Source organism: Trichococcus flocculiformis (assembly GCF_963662535.1).
GTDB lineage: Bacteria > Bacillota > Bacilli > Lactobacillales > Aerococcaceae > Trichococcus > Trichococcus flocculiformis.
This window is the reverse complement of record NZ_OY759718.1, coordinates 2,185,995-2,208,929: the sequence shown is the minus strand read 5'-3', so window position 1 is coordinate 2,208,929 and position 22,935 is coordinate 2,185,995. Positions and strand designations below refer to the sequence as shown.

20 protein-coding genes are annotated in these 22,935 nt (G+C 49.3%); 18 read left to right on the top strand and 2 right to left on the bottom strand.

Annotated elements, in window-relative coordinates; genetic code table 11:
* Positions 1 to 255: 255 nt before the first annotated feature.
* From ACKPCD_RS10590 to ACKPCD_RS10550, 9 genes are all read left to right on the top strand, one after another.
* Positions 256 to 1,047: an amino acid ABC transporter permease gene (locus ACKPCD_RS10590; RefSeq protein ID WP_321433171.1), complete on the top strand. Its 792-nt coding sequence runs from the start codon at positions 256 to 258 to the stop codon at positions 1,045 to 1,047.
* On the top strand, positions 1,044 to 1,862 hold the full coding sequence (locus ACKPCD_RS10585; RefSeq protein WP_321433170.1) for a transporter substrate-binding domain-containing protein: 819 nt from the start codon (positions 1,044 to 1,046) through the stop codon (positions 1,860 to 1,862). The genes ACKPCD_RS10590 and ACKPCD_RS10585 overlap by 4 nt, the downstream gene beginning before the upstream one ends.
* A gap of 15 nt (positions 1,863 to 1,877) precedes the next feature.
* Positions 1,878 to 2,588: an amino acid ABC transporter permease gene (locus ACKPCD_RS10580; RefSeq protein ID WP_321433169.1), complete on the top strand. Its 711-nt coding sequence runs from the start codon at positions 1,878 to 1,880 to the stop codon at positions 2,586 to 2,588.
* Positions 2,585 to 3,331 carry an amino acid ABC transporter ATP-binding protein gene (locus ACKPCD_RS10575; protein ID WP_068561119.1) on the top strand — a complete coding sequence of 249 codons (747 nt, stop codon included), beginning with the start codon at positions 2,585 to 2,587 and terminating at the stop codon, positions 3,329 to 3,331. Before ACKPCD_RS10580 ends, ACKPCD_RS10575 begins: the two co-directional genes overlap by 4 nt.
* Positions 3,332 to 3,344: 13 nt before the next feature.
* A complete protein-coding gene (locus tag ACKPCD_RS10570; RefSeq protein WP_321433168.1) occupies positions 3,345 to 4,565 on the top strand; it encodes an aminotransferase-like domain-containing protein in 1,221 nt (406 codons plus the stop codon).
* 11 nt (positions 4,566 to 4,576) lie between these two features.
* Positions 4,577 to 5,548: an NAD(P)-dependent oxidoreductase gene (locus ACKPCD_RS10565; protein ID WP_321433167.1), complete on the top strand. Its 972-nt coding sequence runs from the start codon at positions 4,577 to 4,579 to the stop codon at positions 5,546 to 5,548.
* A gap of 26 nt (positions 5,549 to 5,574) precedes the next feature.
* Positions 5,575 to 6,327 (top strand): amino acid ABC transporter ATP-binding protein, encoded by a 753-nt coding sequence (locus tag ACKPCD_RS10560; protein ID WP_086988794.1) that lies wholly within the window; start codon positions 5,575 to 5,577, stop codon positions 6,325 to 6,327.
* 12 nt (positions 6,328 to 6,339) lie between these two features.
* Positions 6,340 to 7,533 carry an MFS transporter gene (locus ACKPCD_RS10555; protein ID WP_321433166.1) on the top strand — a complete coding sequence of 398 codons (1,194 nt, stop codon included), beginning with the start codon at positions 6,340 to 6,342 and terminating at the stop codon, positions 7,531 to 7,533.
* Between the two features lie 95 nt (positions 7,534 to 7,628).
* Positions 7,629 to 8,072 carry an Lrp/AsnC family transcriptional regulator gene (locus ACKPCD_RS10550; protein WP_068561124.1) on the top strand — a complete coding sequence of 148 codons (444 nt, stop codon included), beginning with the start codon at positions 7,629 to 7,631 and terminating at the stop codon, positions 8,070 to 8,072.
* 230 nt (positions 8,073 to 8,302) lie between these two features.
* Here the strand turns inward: ACKPCD_RS10550 and ACKPCD_RS10545 are convergent, their stop codons facing one another.
* The gene (locus tag ACKPCD_RS10545; protein WP_319219668.1) at positions 8,303 to 9,247 is read right to left on the bottom strand and encodes an AraC family transcriptional regulator; all 945 of its coding nucleotides are present in this window, start codon (positions 9,245 to 9,247) and stop codon (positions 8,303 to 8,305) included.
* Between the two features lie 190 nt (positions 9,248 to 9,437).
* Between ACKPCD_RS10545 and ACKPCD_RS10540 the strand changes: the two genes are divergently transcribed.
* Both ACKPCD_RS10540 and ACKPCD_RS10535 read left to right on the top strand, forming a co-directional pair.
* Complete coding sequence (locus ACKPCD_RS10540) at positions 9,438 to 11,822, top strand: alpha-L-rhamnosidase (protein WP_321433165.1); 2,385 nt, start codon at positions 9,438 to 9,440, stop codon at positions 11,820 to 11,822.
* Positions 11,823 to 11,907: 85 nt separating this feature from the next.
* Positions 11,908 to 13,146 carry an MFS transporter gene (locus ACKPCD_RS10535; RefSeq protein ID WP_321433164.1) on the top strand — a complete coding sequence of 413 codons (1,239 nt, stop codon included), beginning with the start codon at positions 11,908 to 11,910 and terminating at the stop codon, positions 13,144 to 13,146.
* 299 nt (positions 13,147 to 13,445) lie between these two features.
* Here ACKPCD_RS10535 and ACKPCD_RS10530 read toward each other — a convergent pair whose 3' ends face one another.
* Positions 13,446 to 14,123 carry a rhamnogalacturonan acetylesterase gene (locus ACKPCD_RS10530; protein ID WP_321433163.1) on the bottom strand — a complete coding sequence of 226 codons (678 nt, stop codon included), beginning with the start codon at positions 14,121 to 14,123 and terminating at the stop codon, positions 13,446 to 13,448.
* A gap of 286 nt (positions 14,124 to 14,409) precedes the next feature.
* Here ACKPCD_RS10530 and ACKPCD_RS10525 point away from each other — a divergent pair, with 286 nt between their 5' ends.
* The 7 genes from ACKPCD_RS10525 (at position 14,410) to ACKPCD_RS10495 (ending at position 22,923) form a co-directional block, all read left to right on the top strand.
* On the top strand, positions 14,410 to 15,942 hold the full coding sequence (locus tag ACKPCD_RS10525; RefSeq protein ID WP_321433162.1) for an extracellular solute-binding protein: 1,533 nt from the start codon (positions 14,410 to 14,412) through the stop codon (positions 15,940 to 15,942).
* A 438-nt stretch (positions 15,943 to 16,380) separates the two neighbouring features.
* Positions 16,381 to 17,058 carry a DUF1961 family protein gene (locus ACKPCD_RS10520; protein WP_321433161.1) on the top strand — a complete coding sequence of 226 codons (678 nt, stop codon included), beginning with the start codon at positions 16,381 to 16,383 and terminating at the stop codon, positions 17,056 to 17,058.
* Positions 17,055 to 17,687: a YesL family protein gene (locus ACKPCD_RS10515; RefSeq protein ID WP_321433160.1), complete on the top strand. Its 633-nt coding sequence runs from the start codon at positions 17,055 to 17,057 to the stop codon at positions 17,685 to 17,687. The genes ACKPCD_RS10520 and ACKPCD_RS10515 overlap by 4 nt, the downstream gene beginning before the upstream one ends.
* Entirely contained in the window at positions 17,668 to 20,166 is a 2,499-nt protein-coding gene (locus tag ACKPCD_RS10510) for an exo-rhamnogalacturonan lyase family protein (protein WP_321433159.1), read from the top strand. The genes ACKPCD_RS10515 and ACKPCD_RS10510 overlap by 20 nt, the downstream gene beginning before the upstream one ends.
* Before the next feature lie 13 nt (positions 20,167 to 20,179).
* Positions 20,180 to 21,121 (top strand): ABC transporter permease, encoded by a 942-nt coding sequence (locus tag ACKPCD_RS10505; protein ID WP_321433158.1) that lies wholly within the window; start codon positions 20,180 to 20,182, stop codon positions 21,119 to 21,121.
* A gap of 21 nt (positions 21,122 to 21,142) precedes the next feature.
* On the top strand, positions 21,143 to 22,021 hold the full coding sequence (locus ACKPCD_RS10500; protein ID WP_321433157.1) for a carbohydrate ABC transporter permease: 879 nt from the start codon (positions 21,143 to 21,145) through the stop codon (positions 22,019 to 22,021).
* Positions 22,022 to 22,125: 104 nt separating this feature from the next.
* Positions 22,126 to 22,923, top strand: a complete 798-nt coding sequence (locus tag ACKPCD_RS10495; protein WP_321433156.1) for a polysaccharide deacetylase family protein — start codon at positions 22,126 to 22,128, stop codon at positions 22,921 to 22,923.
* The last annotated feature ends 12 nt before the right edge of the window (positions 22,924 to 22,935 follow it).

Genomic DNA, 22,935 nt, shown 5'->3' with positions numbered 1-22,935 from the left:
ATAGAACTCTTTGGCACGAGGTTTTCCCTGCGAGGGAAGCGATCGCTCAAGAGTTTTCTCGCAAAATAAAATAACCATGGTTACGCTTCATTTTTTATTTTCATAATCAAAAGCACGATATTTACGAATTAAAGTATCAAGAAGGCACAACATATTGTGGAAGAACGGGACAGTAAGGTATTCTATTGGAAATTCAAGAAGTTCAGAAAGTTCTGACAGTAATGAATTTAACGAAATGTGAGAGGAGGGAATAAAATGTCAAGTTTCTTTAGTTGGGATCTAGTGTGGGAGTTTTTTCCAAAAATTCTCAGTGCGTTGCCCGTGACCTTGTTGATTGTAGGCATTGCGACTCTTGTAGGCTTGGTGTTAGGAAGTTTTATTGCGTTCATACGGGTGGAAAAAATTCCGATATTGAATCAAATAGCCGCAGTATTTGTTTCCTTTATTCGCGGGACGCCGATTCTTGTCCAGCTATACATCGTTTATTACGGTGTGCCCAGCCTCTTACAGGCGATCCAGATTGATGTGTCATCATGGGACAAAATTATTTTCATCTACATTACCTATGGATTGAATACCGCAGCGTTTCAATCAGAGACCATTCGAGCCGCAATCTTGAGTGTACCGACCACGCAGAAAGAAGCAAGCATTGCATGTGGATTGACGAAGTCGCAAATGTACCTGCGTGTCATTCTTCCGCAAGTTGTTGTCGTAGCATTACCCTCGTTTGGCACAACGACCGTCGCGTTGTTGCAGGATACATCGTTGGCATTTACGATCGGGATCGTGGATGTGGTTGGGAAAGCGCGGGCCATTGGTGCCGTGACCTACCACACGTTGGAAGGCTATGTAGGCGCGGCAATTCTGTTCATTACGTTGAGCGTTATTCTTGAAAGAGTCTTTGACGTGTTGGAGAAACGGATGAATTTCACAGAAGCAAAAAAATCGTCGTTCCCACTGCCGAGATTATTCCTTATTAAAAATAAAGAGGTTCAAATGAAAAAGGTTCAAAAAATCGAGACTAACCTGAAGGAGGAATTATTATGAAAAAATCAACAGTGGGATTCGGAGCAAGTTTGATGATGGCAGGGGTTATCTTGGCTGGATGCGGCAGCGGTTCAGCTGAAACCGATAGTACAGCAGACAGCGGGGCGACAGAGATCAAAGTAGGAACCGGGAATGAAGCTCTGCCTTATGCTTATTTGGATGAAAATGGCGAATACGATGGCTATGATGTCGCTGTAGTGAAAGCCATTGATGAAAAACTGACGGAGTACACGTTCACATTTGAAGGAGCGGACTTCCCGACAACTTTGTCGAATCTGGAGAGCGGCAAAGTTGAGATGGCGGCCTATGAATATGAAGTGAACGCAGAGCGCCAAGAAAAATTCGTCTATGGGGATGTCGGTTACGTGGTATGGGATACCTACATCGTTTCGGATCCGGATGCAGGAGCGGTTTATGAGTCCTTCGACGATCTTGCCGGCAAAAAAGTCTACGCCACAACCGCAACGAACCAGGCAGCAATGGCTGAAACCTATTTAGAAGAAAATCCCGATGCTTTTGAATTGGTTTATGGCGAATATAACAATGAGCAGATTGTCCAAGCAATCACTTCCGGAGCAGTGGACGCGAGCTTAGCGCCGAAATATCAAGTCGACAACTGGAACAAATCCTTCAGCGAAAATTTAGCGATTGGCAGTGAACCAGTCCACAACTCAGATGCATACCTGCTGTTCAACAAAGAAACCGACCAAGCCTTCATCGATGCCGTGAATACAGCATTGGAGGAATTAAAAGCAGATGGAACCATTAAAGAACTTTCTGAAGAATACTTAGATGGTGATTACGTTCCAGAATAAGAAAGGATGAGGGCCATGAGTTTCAAATTTGAGGTGATGATCCAATCATTGCAAGTAGCAAGCCAATACATCGGCACAACACTATTCATGGCCATCACAGCGATCGTCATCGGCGTTATTTTAGGGTTAGGGATAGCGCTGATCCGGCTGTATCGCATCAAAGGACTGAGCCAGTTTTTCCAAGTGGTTGTCACTTTGTTGAAAGGCATCCCGATGGTATTGATCATTCTCGCGCTTTACCTGATCGCTTCCAAACAGTTTGATGTTTGGTCGGAATCCATGAACTGGTCGCTGCGGTTCAGAGATTTCAACATGGTTTGGATCGCCATTTCCGCACTGAGTCTGTTGGCCACGATCAACAGCAGCGAGATTTTCCGCGGGGCCTTCGCGGCTATCAAAAAAGGCCAGTTCGATGCCGCCAAATCGATGGGCATGACCAACCTGCAGACAATCCGCCGGGTGCTGCTTCCCCAGGCAATCCCGATTTCATTACCGATGTTCAGCAATTTATTGATCAGCTTGATTAAGGCTTCATCCTTAGCCTCGATGGTCAGTGTCGTCGATGTCTTTGCAGCCGCGAAGATCACAGCCCAGCAAAACTACCGCTTCCTGGAAGCCTATGTGGCGGTTGCGGTTATCTACTGGGGCATCAGTCTGGTGATCGAGAAAGGTGCGCAAATCCTTGAACAGCGCATGACCCGTAAATTGAGGAGGGCGATTTTATGATGGAAGTACGCAATATCCACAAACGCTTCGGCAAGCAGGAAGTCCTCAAAGGCATCGATATGGATGTCGCCAAAGGGGAAGTTGTAACCCTTCTGGGGCCAAGCGGTTCCGGCAAAACGACTTTTCTCCGCTGTCTGAATTTTTTGGAACGGGCAGATGAAGGCAGCATTCTCCTGGGAGAGACCGAAACGATCGTTAACAAAGCGAATCCAAAAGAGATTTTGACGCATCAACGCCAAACCGCGATGGTCTTTCAAAATTATGCGTTGTTCCACAACAAGACAGCACGCGAAAACATCGTGATGCCGCTGTTGCTGACGAAAAAGAGAACCAAGCAGGAAGCGTACGAAGTGGCGGATGCCTTGTTGGAACAAGTGGGACTGACCGAACGCAAAGATTTTTATCCCAGCCAATTATCCGGTGGCCAGCAGCAACGCATCGGAATTGCGCGTGCCTTGGCGCTGAATCCCAAAGTGATCTTGTTCGATGAACCGACCTCAGCGTTGGATCCGGAATTGGTCGGACAAACGCTGACGCTCCTGCGGGACATCGCAGAAACTGGCGCAACGATGGTGCTGGTGACGCATGAGATGAAATTCGCTTATGAAGTCTCGGACAAAATCGTCTTTATGGAAAACGGCCTAGTGGTTGAACAAGGGTCACCCAAAGCAGTGTTTGAACAAACAAAAGAAGAGCGGACCAAAGCCTTTTTGGCCCGTTTCACAACTCAAATGGCTAGATAGAGGAGGAAAACAGATGGGATATCGTTTCGCAAATCGTATGAAGGAACTGAAATCATCCCCTTTACGGGAGAATGCAAGTAAAAACATGGAGCTTAAAGATGTGATTTCATTTGCTTACGGCTTTCCGCCGGTGGAAGCTTTTCCGATGGAGACACTCCAAAAAATTTCGCAAAAATTATACACGGAAGTCGATCCGGAAACATTTTTGCAATATGGCGCGTCCGAAGGCTATCCCTTATTGCGTAAGCTGGTCAAAGAACGGTTGGCGGCAACCGCTAATCTTCATAACGAAGAACAGGTGTTGATTACATCGGGTTCCACTCAAGCGATGGATATCGCCGTGAAAGTCCTGTGTGATGAGGGAGACGTCGTGTTGTGCGAAGAACAAACCTTTTCAGGGGCGGTGAATGCGATCAAAGGCTACGGAGCCATTCCTGTACCGATCCCGATGAACGTCTCAGAAGAATCCGTCGATTTGGAAGCACTGGAAGAGCTGTTGCGTTTTGATCAGCGCATCAAGTTCATCTACCTCATTCCCACGTTCCAAAATCCATTGGGGACATCGATCCCTCTGGAAAAACGCCAAGCGATCTACAGCTTGGCCCGAAAATATGATGTGCTGATATTCGAAGATGACCCTTACGGAGATCTCCTGTACTACGGCGATCCGATCATGAAGCTGAAGGAAATGGATACGGATGGGCGCGTCATGTACGCGGGTTCGTTTTCCAAAATTTTGGCACCGAGCGCACGCTTAGGCTTCATTATGGCGCCGGATTCAATCATGGAAAAACTGGCTTTGGCCAAGCAAGTCTCCGATTCCCACACCAATTTTTACTGGCAAGTGATGTTAGCGGAATTCATGCAGAATCATCAGTTTGAAGAACATGTATCGGAGTTGAAGCTGTATTATAAGGGGAAATTTGAAGCAATGATTGCCGGTCTGGAAGCATTGCCTGAAGACAAAATTCAATTCATCAAACCGACCGGCGGCTATTTTATCTGCTGCAAAATGTCGGACGAATTGGATCCGGAGACATTCTATACGGCATTGGACGAAGCCAAAGTCGCCGTTATCCCGGGAAATATAATGAGCGTGGCGCAGGAAGGCTACGACCGTTATTTCCGCTTGAATTTCACCAAACCGACACTATCGGAAATCGTGGCCGGTGTCAAAGTAATCGGTGAAGCTTTGGAACAAGCGACACCCGCATCGTACAAACAAGTGATTTGAGGAGGTCAAATATGAGACTGATTTATTATGGAGTCAGCGCTGACGAAGAAAAATTCATCAAACGCTGGAGTTTCAGCAACAAAATACCCGTGACCATCATCAATGAAGGCATATCCAGCGAAAATGTCCATTTTGCCGGCCCGCATGATGGGGTCTGCCTGTATCCGAGTCCGGAAATGCGCCAAAGCGAGCTGCTTTACCGCAAGCTGCGGGAGCAAGGCATCCACCAATTGTCGATCAAATCAACAGGGGTGGATGGCGTCAACTTCGAATGGGCGCAGAAATACGGTTTGACGGTGACGAACGTTCCTTCCTACAGCCCCACTTCAGTCGGTCATTTTGCGATCATGTCCATTTTGATGGTGCTGCGGAATATCCCGACCGTGCTGCAAACAAATCCATTCCGCAAAACAACAATCGGTCGGGAACTGCAGGATGTGACGGTCGGCATCCTGGGGACAGGCCGCATCGGTTCTGTGGTCGCGGAAGGGATCCATGCTTTGGGCGGTCGTGTGATCGCCTCAAGCTCAAAAGAAAATCCGCGCTTGAAAGGGAAAGTCGGCTATGTTTCTTTTGAAGAACTGTTGGAAGAGTCGGATGTCCTTTCTATCCACATTCCTTTATCCGATAAGTCCACGCATCTTTTTTCTGAAGAAGTTTTTGGAAAAATGAAACCTGGTAGTTGTCTTGTGAACACAGCACGCGGAAAAATCGTCGACACCGAAGTGCTTATCCAAGCTTTGGCAACCGGAAAACTGGCGGGTGCGGCCTTGGATGCGTTGGAGGACGAGGAGAAATATTTTTCCAGCGGTTGGGAAAAGAACCCGTATTATGCCCGCTTGATGGCCTTCCCGAATGTGCTGATCACACCGCATATTGCCTACCATACAGAATTGGCCGTGCAAGAAATTGTTGAGACCTCGTTGAACAATGCGCGGGATATCATAACAGCAGGAAGTTCGCGCAACACGATTTCACTTTGAGAACCAAAAGGAAGGAGGAGATGACGATGATCCAGGCGCAAATAACAGGACTGAAAAAAAGTTTCGGAAAGAACGTAATATTGAAAAACGTGGGTATGACCATCAATAAAGGCGAAGTTGTCTGCATTATCGGACCGAGCGGATCGGGAAAAACCACCTTCTTGCGTTGTTTGAATCTCTTGGAAAGGCCGGATGCAGGCATGTATGAACTCGGCGACCTTCGTTATGACCTCAGTCGTATCGGTTCGCATCAGAGCCGCGAAATAGCCAGAAAAACAGCAATGGTTTTTCAATCCTATGAACTGTTTAGCCATATGACGGTTCTGCAAAATGTGATGGAAGGATTGGTTACACCCCGGAAAGTCCCCAAGATACTGGCAGAAACAATTGCCACTTCCGTCTTGGAAAAGGTAGGCATGGCGGACAAAGCCGGGATGTATCCCAGTCAACTATCCGGAGGGCAGCAGCAACGGGTCGGCATTGCCCGTGCGATGGCGTTATCTCCAGAACTTCTGTTGTTCGATGAACCCACATCGGCCCTTGATCCAGAACTTGTCGGGGATGTGCTGCATGTGATGCGACAATTGGCCGACACGGGTCAAACGATGATCATCGTCACCCATGAGATGCAATTCGCACAAGAGGTGGCGGACAAAGTTGTTTTCATGGCGGATGGCGTAGTCGTTGAAGCAGGCACACCAGCGGAAGTTTTTGATGATCCTAAACAAGAGCGGACAAAACAATTTTTGATGCAAGTTCGTTTCAAAACAGCAGTCTGAGAGGGATGACAAGTGGAATATACGGAAGTAAAAAGCAAGATTTGGACCAAGGATTTCCTTTTGGTCAACAGCATCACGTTTTTGGCAATGACGGCAATCACGACCCAAATGGGAACGCTGCCCCTCTACGTGACTGCCCTGGGTGGGTCTAAAGCGGTTGCCGGAAGCATCGTTGGTATTTTAGGCATTTCGGCTTTATTTTTCCGCTTGCCGATCGGGATATTGTTGGACCGATACGGTCGCAGACTGTTGCTCACGATCGGGTTAGGCATTCTTTTCATCGATTTCGCCTTATTGAATGTGCTGCAGACGCTCCTGATGCTGTTTTGTCTGCGATTGATCCAAGGCATCGGCAACAGCATCCAAGCGACAAGCGCAGCGACGATGGCGGCGGATTTGATCCCAAAGGAACAGTTATCCGTCGGCTTAGGCTACTTCAGCATCGCCCAAGCAGTCCCTGGCGCAATCGGACCTTTGCTGGGGTTGGCGGTGGTGGAAACATACGGATTCCAGGCCTTGTTTCGGGTGGCGCTATTGTTGACAAGTGTCGCTTTTGGTTTAAGTTTTTTCTTGAGTGCGGAGTCGCCAAGAACGCTATTTTTTGGAGGAACACAAAAGACGAAGGGCGGAGCGATTGAAGCATTGTCCGTCATGAAGAATCGAGGCGTTACCTTTCCGAGTCTGATCATGTTTCTGATTTGCTTCGCGAATTCAGGTGTGATTGCATTTATCGCGCAGTTTGCAATCGAAAAGAATATAAGCGGAGCCGGCTACTACTTTACGGTGATGACGGTCATCACGGTTCTGATTCGTTTTCTCTTCCCCCGTATGATGAATCGCATCAATCAAACGTTTTTGATTTGCGGCAGCATACTCAGTATCAGTGCAGCGTTTGGGATACTTGCTTATGCCGATGATCTTGTCCATCTTCTTTTAGCGGCTACTCTTTATGGAATCGGCTTTGCCAGTTTGCTGCCGGTCATGAATACGATTGTTTTGCAAAGTATTTCAGACCAAGAACGCGGACGCGCGATAGCGATTTTCTCGGCAGCTCTGGATGTAGCGTACGGCGGCGGGGCAATGCTTTGGGGCATCATCGCCAGTGTGTTCGGGTTTCAAGTCATGTACCTCTTCTGTGGAGGATTCGGACTGGCAGCGCTGTTTGTGTACCTATTTTTTGATGGCAGGAAAAAGCAAATGTCATAAAGCATGACACATCTTGTGAGCCCAGCCTTGCAACTCTTATCATTTCTTACTAAAATTAAGAAAATGATGAGAATTGTTAGGATGGAGGGGTCATTATGGATGCATTAGATCGGAAAATTTTGAATATCATGCAAAAAAACAGCAGGATTACTGTCAAACAGATTGCAGAGGAATGTTTCATTTCGTCGCCTTCCGTATCTGTGCGTTTGCAGAATTTGGAAGGTCTTGGATATATTCGTACCTATCAAGCTATTCTGGACCATCAGAAATTAGGCTTTTTAATCAAGGCATATGTGAATTGTGCAGTCCCGGCAAAGGATAAAAAAGATTTTTACCGTTACATCGAAGAAATCCCCAATGTCGTGGAATGCGACTGCATTACCGGTGACTACTCAATGTTATTGAAAGTCTACTATTCCAACACGATCGAACTTGACGAATTCATTAACGACCTACAACGCTTCGGCGATACCAAAACGCATATAGTCTTTTCAACAAATGTTGGTCCCCGTGGCCTTCAGATTCAAGTAAACGAATAAGCAAAAACGCCGAGAATCATTACCGGCGTTTTTGCTTATTTTTTGTGTGTGGCGTGGGGGTCCCGTACCTCCGGCGAGCGACCGGCTGGCAGGAGAACAATACCGAAAACAACAGTCATCTCCGATGAAGCCCGCTTCGCCAGAGATGGCGGGGAACACGGGATCGGATCTCCGGCGAGGGCTTCTTCGCAGGAGGACAGGGTGCCACCGCGCCACCTCTGGACACGCAGTTATTTATTCTGCGGCAGCCGATTGTCGAATTTCGTGCGGTACATCTGCGGGGTCTCGCTATACCAATCTTTGAATATTTTGTGGAAATGACTGTAGCTTTGGTAACCTACTTCAGTTGCAATATTGTGAACGGGAAGGTCGGTGTTTTGCAGCAACAGACCGGCGTTTTCCATTTTCTTTTCGGTGATGATCTTTGTGATCTGTTTGCCTGTGTGTTTCTTGATGTACCGCGACAGGTAGCTTTCGCTGTAGTTGAAGCGGACAGAGGCATCGGCAAGGGAAGTCGTCTGGTAGTTGGCTTCAATGTAGCTCAATATTTCCAGGACCTTTTCGTCGATCCCGTAATAGCTGTACTCATTGAGCTCAAGCAATTCGGCGAACAACTGCAGCACTTCGCTGGCCAACAAAAAGGGAGTGGCCGCGCCTTCCCTGGCGTAAGTCGTCAGGATAATCTGAAGCAGTCCCGCCAGATTGCGCTTATGGTTGTTCGGGAAGTAAAGATAGTCGAGATTGTCATTTTCCCGCAAAAAGGTTCCGATGAAGGTGTCGGAGCGGAAAAGATTACGGAAGGTGCCGTGCTGCATCTCGTCGGCTTTGATGCAGATGTTGAAGATGATCGCATCGGGATCGACTACTTTGAGGGAATGGGCGCTAGCCAAGTTCATGATGCAGATGTCGCCGCTGCTCATATAGAACGATTTGGAGCCCATGCAATTCTCGATGACACCGTTGAGGATGCAAATCACTTCATAAAAATTGTGGCTGTGGTGCGGCGTTTCCTGCGACATCCGGTGGCCGATCAGGAAGATGTCCTGCTGCTCAGCGGCTTCGATGCCCTTCAATTGGTTGTCGGTGGTGATCCGGCTGTCGGCCCACAGACCCTCAAAATCGATTGATGGAATGAAATCATCCATCAAAATTTTATCGTAATGTTGAAAAAACACTTGATTCAATCAGAAAACCTCCTTAGGACAAAAAAACGCATGATGAGGACAAGGAATGATATTGTTACCGCATACATCGCGGTGTTAAAGTTATGTATGTAAAGGTTACCAGAGAGCGATGTGATATTTTGTTCCATTTCGTTCCGATGATAACAGGTTTTTAATGCGACTTCAAGGAGGAAATGCTGTGTTGAAAAAAGAATTACGGGAATGGAAAGGCAAATGGATCGAGCCGGTGCAGGTGCCCATCAACAAAGAGCCGGTTTTTACGCTTCAGGAGATGTTTTCCGGCAAGATTTTGCCGCAACGGCCGGTGGAGGAACGGCTGCATCCGGTCAAGCTACTGAAACGGACGTTTGCGGTTGATCCGAAAAAAGAGGTGAAGCAAGCAACCTTGCGGATGACGGCGCACGGCATTTATTCAGCCAAAATCAACGGCCGTAATGTGACGGATGCACTGTTCACTCCGGATTACACCGCATATCACAAGTATCTGCAGGTGCAGGAATATGAGATAACCGGGTTGCTGCAGGAACGGAACGTCTGGTCGGTGGTCCTGGCCGATGGGTGGTACGGTGGCCGCGTCAGCGTCAACGGCGGCAGCGCGCAGTTCGGCAATAGGCTGGGCATCCTGGGGGAAGTCACGGTCAATTATACTGACGGGACAACCGAAACGATCGGCACCGATGAACAATTTGTTTCCACGATCGGAAAATACGTCTACAGCGATATTTTTATCGGGGAGAAGCAGGATCTGCGGCTGGAGGCGGATGACTGGGAAACCAACTTCGACTGCAGCGGTGCGGAAAATGTGACGATTGCGGACTATCCCTTCGACAATCTCGTCCCGCAAAAAGGTGCCTACGTCAAAGCCCAAGAAGAGCTTGCGCCAATCGGAATCTGGAAAGAGGGGGATTCCCACATCATCGACTTCGGCCAAGTGATCGCCGGACGCGTGCGTTTGGAAATCACTTTAGAAGCAGGACAGGAAATTGTGCTGGAACACAGCGAGACACTGAACGAGGATGGGCTTTTCTTCAATAACATCGTCGGGCGCAACAAAGATCAGCGCGATGTCTACATCGGCCGGGGCCAAAAAGAACTGCTGGAGCCGGATTTCACTTTCCACGGATTCCGTTACGTCCGCTTGAGTGGCTTCGACGGGGCTTTGGAAAAAGCGGACGTGAAAGCCATCGTCCTGCATACGGACATGCAGAAGACGGGCAGCTTCCGGACGGACAATCCGAAGGTGAACCAACTGCTGCACAACATCGAGTGGAGCCAGAAGGGCAATATGCTATCGATCCCGACCGATTGCCCGCAACGTGAACGGGTGGGCTGGACCGGTGACATGCAGGTGTTTGCGCCGACAGCGACTTTCTTCATGGATATCCAGGATTTCATCAGCCGTTGGTTGGACAATGTCCGGGCGGATCAGACGGCTGAAGGGGAAGTGCTGGACTACTCGCCGGCACCGAGCGATTACTTCAATCTGCCATCCTTGACCGGAACACTTTCTTCCGCTGGCTGGGGAGATGCAGTCATTATGGTACCCTGGACGCTTTACCAGCGTTACGGAAACGCAGACATCCTGGCCGAAAACTATGCGGCCATGGTCAAATGGCATGCATTCAGCAAGCAAAGTGCGGCCGGCGACAAAGAGGGGAACGCGCGTTATCTTTGGGACACAAAATTTCATTTCGGGGACTGGATGTTCCCGAGCTATATGATCGGACCCGATTTCAAAGGGCCGATCGCGACTTCGGAAGCGACGAAGGATATTTTCGGTACGGCATTTCTGGCGCATTCAAGCGCGCTGTTGGCGGAAATAGCCGACATACTGGGAAATGCGACCGAAGCTGAGGAGTACCGCAATTATGCGCAAACGGTCAAGCGCGCCTTCGAAGAGGCCTACTGGCAAAATGGCCGGTTGACCAGTGACCTTCAAGGATGCTACGTGATTGCGGTCGCGTTTGGGCTCTTGAGTGGAACTGCCGTGCAGCAGGCTGTCAAGCGGTTGGTGGAACTGATCGAAGCGAACGGCAAGCGTCTGGACACCGGCTTCCTAGCGGGCCCTTACCTGCTGGATGTGCTGGTGGACCATGGCCATGCCGACCTGGCGAAGCAGGTGTTCCTGCAGGAAGCCTGCCCGTCCTGGCTGTATGAGGTGAATCATGGTGCGACCACCATCTGGGAATCATGGGCAGGGATCCAGCCCAACGGAAAAGTCGGCGATTTCTCATTCAACCATTACGCTTTCGGCTGCGTAGGCGACTGGATGGTCCGGAAAATAGCCGGACTGCAGGTCAAAGAACCGGGATTCAAGGAGTTTTATATCATGCCGAATCCAGATTTGGGCATCGCGGCTTTTGAATTCAGTTACCGCTCCGCCCACGGACTGATCGAAATCGTTCTGGCGGAAGGGCAACTCACGGTCACGGTTCCCGAAAACACCACGGCATACATCAAGCTTCCGACCGAAACGACAGAGACTGCAGTGGGCGCTGGTACGCACTCATTTGAGCTGCGTCCGTCCACTGATGCATCCGCGGTTGAGCCGACAACGATTGGCTGAAGCAAGCAAATATCCGTTTCCGCCCCGGACGCCATGTGCGGTCCGGGATCGGGAACCATTTTGAAAGACGAAAGGGAAGAGAAGAATGAAAAAGACAAAATTGAAGGTCGGCATATTGAGCATGACCTTGTTGAACATGAGTGCATTGGTAATCACGAGCGCGTTCGGAGCGATCATGGCGTCGTTTCCGGAAGAACCGATTTCGAAAATCCAGATGATCGGGACGATCCCCGGTCTGGGTTCAATGCTGATCACTTTGGTCGTCGGGGTTCTGGCGATGCGCATCCCCAAAAAGACCCTGGCCCTCATCGGCATCCTCTGCGTCGCTTTGGGCGGCTTGCTGCCGCTCGCTTTTCACACAACTGTAAACGCTTTACTCGTCTGCGCTCTGATCATGGGAATCGGCCTCGGCTTCATCGGGACAATCAATCCGATGCTGATTTCGATGTATTTCGAAGGCGAAGAGCGCGGTTCCTTGATGGGCATCGGGACGGCCATCAACTCGATCGGCCTGATGGTCATGATGATCATCGGCAGCACGCTCGGCGCCGCAAAGTGGGAAAATACCTATCTTGTGTTCCTGCTCGCGTTGTTGATTTTCTTCGTCGTGATGCTGTTCCTGCCGTTGGATAAAGTCGAAACGAAATCGGATCACACCACCCATGCACAAGGCCCGCAGGCGAAAACATCCTTGCTTGCCGTGATCAAGGACATGAACAAGTATGTGCTCTGGGTATCGCTCTTGGCGTTCGCGGTCTCATTCCTTTATACCATCTACCCAAGCAACCTGTCGCTCATTGTCGCGGAAAAGAATTTCGGCGGCACAGCCATCACCGGACTCATCAACGCTCTTGGAACCATCGGCGGCCTCATCGCCGGCTTCACGATCAGCCGAATCAACCGCATCCTGAAAGACAAATCGATCGCCACCGGATTCATCCTGCTGGCGCTGTCCTACCTGCTGGTCTGCTACGCGCAGAATTTTGTGATGATGGTGTTGGGCGCCGGTATATCCGGTATCGCGATGGCTATGATCTACTCGACCATCCCGTTCTATGTCTCCATCATCGCCAAACCATTCCAGATCGCCATCGCCATGTCCATCTTCCAATTCCTGAACGGTCTGGGCGGAATCATTTCCCCAATCGTGCTTGCCGGTTTGGGCGTTGCGTCCGGCCAGAGTGCAGTCCTCTTCGGAGCGGTCTGCTGCTTTGCCATCGGAATCGGTCTGATCGTCCTCAATTTCGGCAAGAAAGCCTTGGCCAATCGCTACGAACATCAAGCAATTGTCATGGATGCAGTACTGGAGGAAGCACAGGCCTAAGGTGGTATTAGGAATGCTCGCTGCGGGGCGGGACCCGCAGCTCCGGCGAAGCCGTGCGTCCAAGGAAGTAACACTGGAAGGGATGCACCACCTCTTGCGAGGGAAGCTTCCCCTGAGATAACCAGAATGAGCTATGCATCAACTCCGGTAAGGAGCGCTTCGCCGGAGGACAGCATTCTGCTCTGCATCCGTGTGAAATCAATGATACGCAAAAAATCGATCGAAATTCCCTTCGATCGTTTTTTGCGTAGTTGCGTTTCCATGATCATGTCCGACCGACCGGAGCCTATCTGGAGAAGCTAGCGAACATACCGTTTTAACGGATGTTCCGTTTCGCGTATTGCTGCGGCAATAATCCGCGCAATCTGATGTGCGCCATAGTCATTGAAATGCGTATTGTCAGTCACACCCGCAGGATAGTTGGGATGTTGCCCAGGTGCAAGGTGCAGATGCAGTTTTTTTGTTTCCTCCATACCCAATCGTCCGTAGTAGTCCTGCGTCAGGCGATAGACATCAATGACGGGAACGGCCAGCGTCTCCCCCAAAGCAATCATTGCTTCAGGGTAGTCGCCAAGTGTTTTCGGATTGAGTCGACCATCAGGTAAGTTATCTCGTCTAGTGACGGACGTCAGCAGCAAGGGAAAAGAATTTTTAGCCAGCGCAACTTCCACAAACCGAGCGAGATTCTCTTGATAATCACCGTAAGGCATCGTCCCAATCGGAGTATCAATCTTCTGGTCGTTGTGCCCGAACTGGATAAGCAGGAAATCTCCCGGTCCGATTTCCTTTATAATCTGATCGAGCCTTTTTTCGGTGATGAACGATTCGGTGGAGCGGCCGTTTTGGGCATAGTTGCGCACTTCGATTTCAGATGAGAGGAAGCAGGATAACTTTTCCCCCCAACCGGTTTCCGGCTTCGCTTCGCCGGATTTTTGCGCTGCCGTCGAATCGCCGGCGATGAACAATTTTTTCTTCATACTTTGGTCTCCTTTATGGTGATGCTTTCATTGTAGTTATGGCAGGCTTGACATACAAGCGCGGATTCTCGACATTTTTGGCGGAAATCTGATTTCTTTTGCGAGTATTGTTCTTCATTTTGACAAAAAGATTGATATAATCTGCTTAACGCGCCAATAAACACTGTGCTGACAAGGTTTTTCGACTCCAGTAAAAACAGTCAATTGTCGGAAATCAGGTAATTGATTATGATTTAATCATGAAAGCGGTTAACTAACATGCTTCAAAATTAAAGGAGGAAAAAAGATGCAAAAGAAAAAGATCTTTTCGGTATTTGGAGTGGCGATGGCAGCTACCACTATACTGGCGGCTTGCGGAAATAACGAGGAAGGGGAAACGGCCAGCGCGACGACGGACACAATCACAATCATGTCTCCTTTTATCGAAACTGATCCCCCAGAAGGAGAAAATAAAATTGTAGAAAAACTGGAGGAACTGACCGGAAAGGAAATCGAAATAACCTGGGCACCGAATACTTCCTATGAGGATAAGATGAACATTACCCTTGCTTCCGATAACATCCCGAAAGTCATGGTCATCCAAGGAAAGTCTGGTGGCTTCATCAAATCCGCCGAGAATGGCGCTTTCTGGGACCTGACAGATTACCTGAAGGACTATCCGAATCTTTCGCAAGCGAATCCGGATGTCCTGCGCAACTCTTCTGTGAACGGGAAAATCTACGGCATCTACCGGTCGCGTGATGGCATGCGGACCGCCGTGATGATCCGAAAAGATTGGCTGGAGAACCTGGGTTTGGAGTTGCCGGAAACAGTTGACGATCTCTACGCTATCTCCCAAGCTTTCACGGAAAATGATCCGGACGGCAACGGCGAAGCAGATACATACGGTTTGATCGTGCCGCAATGGCCGGCCTCCATCAATACCAATAGCCCATACGATACCTTGGCAACTTGGTTCGGAGCAGGGAATGCTTGGATTGAAAAAGACGGCGCATTGGAACCATCCTTCATGCAGCCGGAATATTTGGAATCCATGCAATTTATGCGTAGCATGGTCGAAAATGGGTATGTGAATAAAGACTTTGCGACGCTGACTGCCGACAAATGGGATGAACCGTTCTTGAACGGCAAAGGCGGTATTATTGTCGATACTTATTCCAGAGCAGATTCCATCAGTAACAAAATGCGCCAAGCGAACCCTGATAGTGAGGATATCGTCGTCTTCACCGGCAACCTGGAAAACGCTGAGGGCGAACTGAATGCTTTGCCGACTGATGGGTATTCCGGATTCTTGGCTATTCCGAAGACAAGCGTCAAAACCGAGGACGAGCTGAAGGAAGTGTTGTCGTTCCTGGATCAACTCAACGACGAAGAAGCGCAGATCTTATTGACGAACGGCCTGGAAGGTGTGAACTTCAATGTGGTCGACGGCATGTCGCAAGCGATCAAGGAAGATGCCGAAGCCGAAAAATATGCAAACTATGTCAAGAGTTATTCGCAGATCGGTATGAACGTGACCGAAGAAATCCTATACTACCGTGCCAAACCTGAAACGGATGAAATGACGCAGAAATTCGAAAGACGCCTTTCTTTGATGGCAGCCGATCTGGGATCCGCAGTCTACAATCCGGCTTCCTCCTACATCACCGACACTTATGTCACTAAAGGGGCACAGCTGGATCAGATCATCAGCGATGCGCGCGTCAAATATGTAGCCGGCCAGATCGATGACCAAGGCTGGGCCGACAGCATCGAGCTTTGGAAGAACCAAGGCGGCCAAGATTTGATCGATGAAACGAACGAATTGCACAAAAACTAAATGACAATAGCGTCGGATTGATTCCTCAGGAACAGTCCGACGCTGTTTTTTTGATTATCAAGTGAAAGCCTGTTCGGCCGGAGCAGCCGGCCTGGGAGAGCAGCCCTCCTCCGGCGAAGCCGTGTGTCCCCGGAGGTAACCTCAGGCCGTAGTCCTTTTCTCCGACCAGACCAACTTCACCGTAGGACAGACCAGCGAAGGGACGCCAACTTCCGCCGAACAGCCATTCACCGGAGCTACGCATCATAAATCCTCGCCAATCGCATAATTTCCAAATCCAAAACAGTCTAGCCCTTTTTTGCAGCACCTACAGAAACCCCTTTCCCTGTAGCCTTTTCTGAGGAGAAAAACAAAAAATGTCAATTGAGGGAAACCCAGTGCAACTATAAGATAAGAGCATAAACATGAAAACGTTTTAACGTTGGAAAGGACAAGGATATGACGGAATACAGACTGCTTTATGATAATCCTTTGTTGGGGCCGGAGCATCTCAACGATTTCGTGAATGAAGGAAATCCAGAAATCGCATTCGACGGAAACGGTGTCATCCTCGCGAATGCGGATCCGGAAGAACTGGGCGATTATGCCCACTGGGTTTTGTGGTTGAATCGGGTTTTTCCGGCCGACATCAAGATCGAATGGGAATTTCAGCCTTTGCGTGAGCCAGGGTTGTGCATGTTGTTCTTTGCTGCATTCGGCAGGGAGGGGCAACCGCTCTTCAGCCCGGAGCTTCAGGAACGCGATGGCTATTACCCGCAGTATCATTCAGGCGACATCAATGCCTACCACATCTCCTATTACAGGAGAAAATTCGCCTCGGAGCGCTATTTCGAAACATGCAACCTTCGGAAAAGTCATGGCTTCCATCTAGTTGCCCAAGGTGCGGATCCGCTCCCGGCAGTGGCTGATGCGATTGATTTCTACAAATTGACGGTCGAAAAGCGGCAACAACTGATCACCTTCAGCATCAACGATCTCGTGTTGTTCCGCTGGGAGGATGACGGGGAGCTGGGCCCAGTCCTGCAGGAAGGCTACATTGGATTCCGTCAGATGGCACCGATGATGGCCAAGTACCGCAACCTGAAAGTTTTCGGAATCAAGGAGGAAGGCATATGAACTGGAACAAGCTCTACAATGGGACGGAAAAAATCTATGACTGTCTACGTTTGAACAGCGCAGTAATATTGGGAACTCTGCTTGGATTTGGCATCTTCGGATTGGCACCGAGCCTCCAAGCGGCACACCATGTGGCGAAAGCAATCCATCGCCAGCAAGGTATGAATCTTTATTCAAATTTTTTTTCCTATTACCGTAAGCACTTCATTTCATCTAACCGAATTTTTCTGGCAATTGTAGTTCTCTACGGTTTGCCGATGTTGGCGGTTCAACAGCTTTTCTTGCCGCATCTCGGAACTGCAGCATTGCTTGTTTTTCTGCTGAGCCAAGGGGCGATGGTGGCGACTGTGAATACGCTATTCGCGATGTACGAGTTTTACGAGCTGCCGATCCGCAGCTATTTTCCTTCCGCATTGAAATTTTTGACCTATAATCCATTCGGCTGCTTGTTGGCGCTCCTCTGGCTGGGCATCTGCAGCACAGTCTCGTATATGTTGCCCGGCTTGTTGCCGTTCCTAAGCATCGGCGTGTGGGTCTATGGAAATATGGGGCTTTACCTGAAGTATTTTGAAGACAATGAAGAAAAATTGAAAGGAGCACAACTGAAAAATGACACTGAAATGGCTTGAAAAACAACCTGGAATTAAACGAGGCATCAACTGGGGAACCCCCTGGGAAAAGGGGGAATTGACAAAAGAGGCTTTGCAATCCCAAGATTTCTGGATTGGAGGAACGCCGCTGCAGACAAAAGCGCTGGCATTCTGGCCGGACGGCAGCATCAAATGGACTGGACACGTTGGTATCTTTGACAAAACAAGTACGCTGATCGATTTGCAACAAGGCAAGCAGCTTTCCGGTAATATCGCTGAATCACGCTATAACGGCATCTATATCGATAACGGTTCCCTGAAAGCTTTCTTTCCGAAACACGGGGAAGGGAAGAACTTATTGGATTGGGTAAAGATTGCCGGTGAAGCAAAATTGACAGATTTGCGGATTGAAGCAAAATACGCGGAAGGAACGCTCTCTTCAAAAGTTACTGATTTGATTCTGGAAGAAAATGGTCCGCTCAAAGCTGTTGTGAAGGTCAGTGGCTACATCTATCAGGACAATACAGAGCTACAGCAATTCATCGTCCGTTTCCGATTTTACAGGGAAGTTTCTCGTCTGGAGATCGTTCATACCTTAATCGTGATTGATTCCAAACCAATCGAAGGAGTCGGTATTGTGTATGAGACCGCGCTGACAGGAGAAAGTTGGAACCGCCATGTGAAATTCGTCGGTGAAAGTGGCGTCTATGCCGAACCGGGCCAATTGCTGATGTCCCGCCGTTTTTATGAAAATCATCCGCAATACGCTAAACAGGCGGTCGGCGAAATCGTCCAGCTGACCGAAGCGGACAAACCGATGCTGATCCATGCCAAGGAAAATGCGGTCTGGAACAATTTTTGGCTGACGCAGCTCAACCACCGTTCCTATACGCTGAAGAAACAGACTGAACCGGGCTATGCGCCGCTCCTGATAGGGGATGGCAGCCGTTCTCTCGGCAGCATCTATGCCGGCGGGGAAACAGGCGGCGTCGCCTGCAGCATCGAAAAATTCTGGGAAAAAGCGCCTTCCGCGATCGAAGTCCGGGACCTGACCGGGCACCGCACCAAAATGATTGCCTGGCTGTGGAGTCCGGAGGCCGGGCAGATGGATTTTTCGCACTATTCACCGCGTGACCATATGCTGAGCGCCTATGAAGGGATGGAGGAGATCCGTTCGACGGCAGTCGGTGTCGCCAACACGACCCGATTGTGGCTGGACATCTGCGGGGAACCGCTCAGCAATGCCGAACTCTTTGAACTAGCCCTAGAGAACCGGAACCCGGCCCTGATCGTAGCTACTCCGGAAGACTACCGTCAGACAAAAGTATTCGGTTCCTTCAGCCTGCCGAACCGCACCAATCCGCAAACGGCGCGACTTGAAGATCAGATGCTGGCGTTACGGAAATTCTATGTGAAGGAAGTCGATAACCGCAGCTGGTACGGCTATTGGAACTACGGAGACGTCATGCATACCTACGACCGATACCGCCATCAGTGGCGCTACGATCTGGGTGGTTATGCTTGGCAGAACACCGAACTCGTGCCGAACATGTGGCTATGGCTCGACTTCCTACGCACGGGCGATCCGGAAGTATTCCGTTTTGCCGAGGCGATGACACGCCATACCTCCGAGGTGGACCAGTACCATGCCGGGGAATACAGAGGACTAGGATCGCGTCACAACGTATTGCATTGGGGTTGTCAGTGCAAAGAAGTGCGTATTTCGATGGCCGGATTGCACCGCTATTATTATTATTTAACGGCGGATGAGCGTATCGGTGAAATCATGGAGCAGGTGAAAGATAATGAAACTTACGCCTTCGAAGGCTTGGCGCCGATGCGCGAATTCTACGAACGGACCGAGGAATGGGTACCGATCCGGGTCGGTCCGGATTGGTCGGCGCTTGTTTCCAACTGGTTTACGCAGTGGGAGAGGACAGGCGACGAAAACTACCTCGAAAAAATCAGGACCGGGATTACCTGCATCAAAGCAACGCCGGACCGGTTGCTTTCCGGTCCGACCTATCGCTTCAACCCAAAAACGAAGGAACTCCAATACATGGGGACAGGAAATGCAGGTGGTTATCATATGGTCATTTCGTTTGGAGCTCCGCAGGTCTGGCTGGAATTGGCGCAGAACATAGAGGATCCCGAATGGAATCAGATGCTCGGTGAATTCGGTTGGATGTATAGTCTCTCCCCCGAAGAGAAGCTTCAGGCATCCAAAGAGAAGTTGTCGGAACCGCATTTTTCTTGGCCAATGTTCGGGACCACGATGATGGCTTACGGGGCAGTCGTCAGAAATGATCAAGCTATCGCCGACCACGCTTGGAAGATCCTCACCACGAATGAACTGTCCGGTGTACCGCTACCGGTTGAAGAAACACTGAAACAGGCTGACATCTGGAAGCCGGTAGAAGAAATGCCTTGGATTTCCACCAATGTAGTGTCGCAGTGGTGTCTGAACACAATAGGTTGCTTGGAATGGATCGGCGGTCACCTGACCGACCGGAGCTGAAGGAGGAAAAGGAATGGAATCAACAATCAAAGAAATATCGAAGAAAAAACAAATCAGTGCATTCAATCACATCAGGCAGAATAAATGGCTCTATATTTTGACGATACCGGGCTTGTTGTATTTTGCTATTTTTAAATACGCCCCGATGTATGGACTCATCATCGCTTTCAAGGATTACGTGCCTTTCCTGGGAATTTCGGAAAGCAAGTGGGTCGGGTTGCAGAATTTCCAAGATTTCTTCGCCAATCCGGATTTTTTCCGGATCTTCTGGAATACTTTGGCGATCGCTTTCCTGAACATCCTGTTTGCGTTTCCCGCACCGATACTTTTGGCGCTCCTGTTGAATGAAGTACGCCTGAAAGTCTATCAGCGCGCAATCCAGACTTTCGTCTACGTGCCGCATTTTTTGTCATGGACAATCGTCGTCAGCTTATGGCACATTCTTTTTAATCTCGATCACGGTGCCATCACAGAAATCGTTTTGAGTTTGACAGGACGAGAGATAGATTTCTTGACGGATCCTGCTTGGTTCCGTCCGATGATCATCCTCCAGTCGATTTGGAAGGAGATGGGCTGGGGTACAATCATCTATCTTGCCGCCTTGGCTGGGGTCGATCAGGAACAATACGAAGCGGCTATCATGGATGGTGCCGGACGATTCCGCCGGGTTTGGCACATCACTTTACCGGCAATACGTTCTACGATTGTCATTATGTTGATTATGAAAGTCGGGTCGATACTTTCAACGGGGTTCGATCAGTTCTACTTGATGACAAATCAGCTGAATCGGCCGGTTGCGGACGTTTTTGATACCTATGTCTACATGATGGGGATTACGAATGGCGCCTACAGTTATTCGACGGCAGTCGGTCTATTCAAATCGCTAATCGGCATCATCCTAGTCTTCTCGACAAATCGATTAGCGAAAAAATTTGGCGAAAGCGGCCTTTACTAAGCTACGAAAGGAGAAAAATATATGAAAAATATGCACAATACCAAGGGAGGGCGCATCTTCGATGTCCTGAACATAATCTTTTTGGGACTGCTCGGCATCTTGATGGTCCTCCCGTTTATTTACGTGGTTGCTGGATCCTTCGCTACCGAACACGAATTGTCTACGCGGGCATTCTTTCTTTGGCCGAATACCTTCAGCCTGGAATCCTATAAATATATTTTTTCAACGCCGGCATTCATGCGCAGTCTGTTAGTCACGACTGGCGTAACGATTGTGGGAACGTTCGTGCAGCTTTTCTTCACGTTCACGTTCGCATATCCACTCTCAAGAAGAAATCTGAAAGGTAGAAACGTGTTACTGAACCTGGTCATTTTTGCAATGCTGTTTTCCGGTGGGATGATCCCGACTTTTATCGTCGTGAAGAATCTTGGACTGATCGACTCCTATTGGGCTTTGATCCTGCCGATTGCAATTAATCCATTCAACCTGATGATCATCAAGAATTTTTTCCAGGAGATGCCGATCGAGCTGGAGGAGTCCGCGAAGATGGATGGTTGCACCGAGTTGGGCATCCTTTGGAAAATCATGCTACCACTTTCGAAACCGGTAATCGCGACTTTCACTTTGTTCTACGCAGTCGGAATCTGGAATGACTTCATGAGCGGACTGCTGTACATCAATGATTCCTCAAAGTGGCCGATCCAATTGCTGCTGCGCCAGATCACGATGTCTTCGAGCGCAAGTAGTGCCTTGAGCAACTTGGACCCGAACTACATTCCGCCTGAGCAAGGCATGAAATTTGCGGTCATCATCGTGGCGACGTTGCCGATTCTGATTTTTTATCCGTTCCTGCAGAAACACTTCGCAAAGGGCATGTTGGTAGGTTCCGTGAAGGGTTGAGCATCGCTTTTTTGAGTGTGTGAAAAAATTGATAGTGGCGCATCCTTCATTTCTGTTTTATGATGTTGGAGTATGAAGGAGACGCCTTTGACCAGGAGGATCTTATGAAACAGTACTATATATGTTATCCGGAAGGTAAATTTAAAGCGCTAACATTCAGTTATGACGACGGGAAGCAGAGCGATCGACGCTTAGTAGAAATTTTCGACCGTTACGGTATGAAGGGGACTTTTCACCTGAACGGCGGGCTCTTTCCCGATCCGGAACGCATCCCGGAAGAAGAAGTCGCGGCTCTTTATGCCGGCCATGAGCTGGCTTGCCACACGTATACGCATCCGACCATCGCGCGTTGCCCATTGGACAAGGTGACGGAGGAAATACTGGAGGACCGCCGCGCGTTGGAAGCGTTGGTCCCGTATCCAGTGCAAGGCTTTTCCTACCCTAACGGTTCCTATACGGAGGAGATCAAGCGCTTGTTGCCGGCGTTGGGGATCGAATACGGGCGCATCGTCGGCAGCAGCCATAACTTTTCGTTGCCGAATGATTGGTATGAGTGGCAGGCGACCTGTCACCATAACCATGATTTGCTGAAGCACGGCGAAACATTCATCGGCCTATCGAAGAAGCAGTATCTGCACCTGATGTATGTCTGGGGCCACAGCTACGAGTTCGATAATGATGGCAACTGGGATCTGATCGAGTCCTTCTGCAGAGCAACGGGAAACAGGACGGATATCTGGTACTGCACGAATATTGAATTCATGAGGTACATGTCCGCGTCCCAGCGGCTCGTCTTTTCCGTTTCCGGAGAAACGGTCCTGAATCCTTCCGATCAACCGATATGGGTAACCATCGATGGTGAAATCAAGAAACTTCATACTGGGCTAAATACACTAGCGTAAGGATGTTGCATG

Bases quoted from the DNA above. Each gene is read 5' to 3' on its own strand.
- ACKPCD_RS10560 (WP_086988794.1), top strand. From the start codon at position 5,575: ATGATCCAGGCGCAAATAACAGGACTGAAAAAAAGTTTCGGAAAGAAC.
- ACKPCD_RS10530 (WP_321433163.1), bottom strand. From the start codon at position 14,123: ATGAAGAAAAAATTGTTCATCGCCGGCGATTCGACGGCAGCGCAAAAA.
- ACKPCD_RS10590 (WP_321433171.1), top strand. From the start codon at position 256: ATGTCAAGTTTCTTTAGTTGGGATCTAGTGTGGGAGTTTTTTCCAAAA.
- ACKPCD_RS10565 (WP_321433167.1), top strand. From the start codon at position 4,577: ATGAGACTGATTTATTATGGAGTCAGCGCTGACGAAGAAAAATTCATC.
- ACKPCD_RS10510 (WP_321433159.1), top strand. From the start codon at position 17,668: ATGACACTGAAATGGCTTGAAAAACAACCTGGAATTAAACGAGGCATC.
- ACKPCD_RS10535 (WP_321433164.1), top strand. From the start codon at position 11,908: ATGAAAAAGACAAAATTGAAGGTCGGCATATTGAGCATGACCTTGTTG.
- ACKPCD_RS10580 (WP_321433169.1), top strand. From the start codon at position 1,878: ATGAGTTTCAAATTTGAGGTGATGATCCAATCATTGCAAGTAGCAAGC.
- ACKPCD_RS10570 (WP_321433168.1), top strand. From the start codon at position 3,345: ATGGGATATCGTTTCGCAAATCGTATGAAGGAACTGAAATCATCCCCT.
- ACKPCD_RS10500 (WP_321433157.1), top strand. From the start codon at position 21,143: ATGAAAAATATGCACAATACCAAGGGAGGGCGCATCTTCGATGTCCTG.
- ACKPCD_RS10575 (WP_068561119.1), top strand. From the start codon at position 2,585: ATGATGGAAGTACGCAATATCCACAAACGCTTCGGCAAGCAGGAAGTC.
- ACKPCD_RS10550 (WP_068561124.1), top strand. From the start codon at position 7,629: ATGGATGCATTAGATCGGAAAATTTTGAATATCATGCAAAAAAACAGC.
- ACKPCD_RS10505 (WP_321433158.1), top strand. From the start codon at position 20,180: ATGGAATCAACAATCAAAGAAATATCGAAGAAAAAACAAATCAGTGCA.
- ACKPCD_RS10495 (WP_321433156.1), top strand. From the start codon at position 22,126: ATGAAACAGTACTATATATGTTATCCGGAAGGTAAATTTAAAGCGCTA.
- ACKPCD_RS10525 (WP_321433162.1), top strand. From the start codon at position 14,410: ATGCAAAAGAAAAAGATCTTTTCGGTATTTGGAGTGGCGATGGCAGCT.
- ACKPCD_RS10515 (WP_321433160.1), top strand. From the start codon at position 17,055: ATGAACTGGAACAAGCTCTACAATGGGACGGAAAAAATCTATGACTGT.
- ACKPCD_RS10585 (WP_321433170.1), top strand. From the start codon at position 1,044: ATGAAAAAATCAACAGTGGGATTCGGAGCAAGTTTGATGATGGCAGGG.
- ACKPCD_RS10520 (WP_321433161.1), top strand. From the start codon at position 16,381: ATGACGGAATACAGACTGCTTTATGATAATCCTTTGTTGGGGCCGGAG.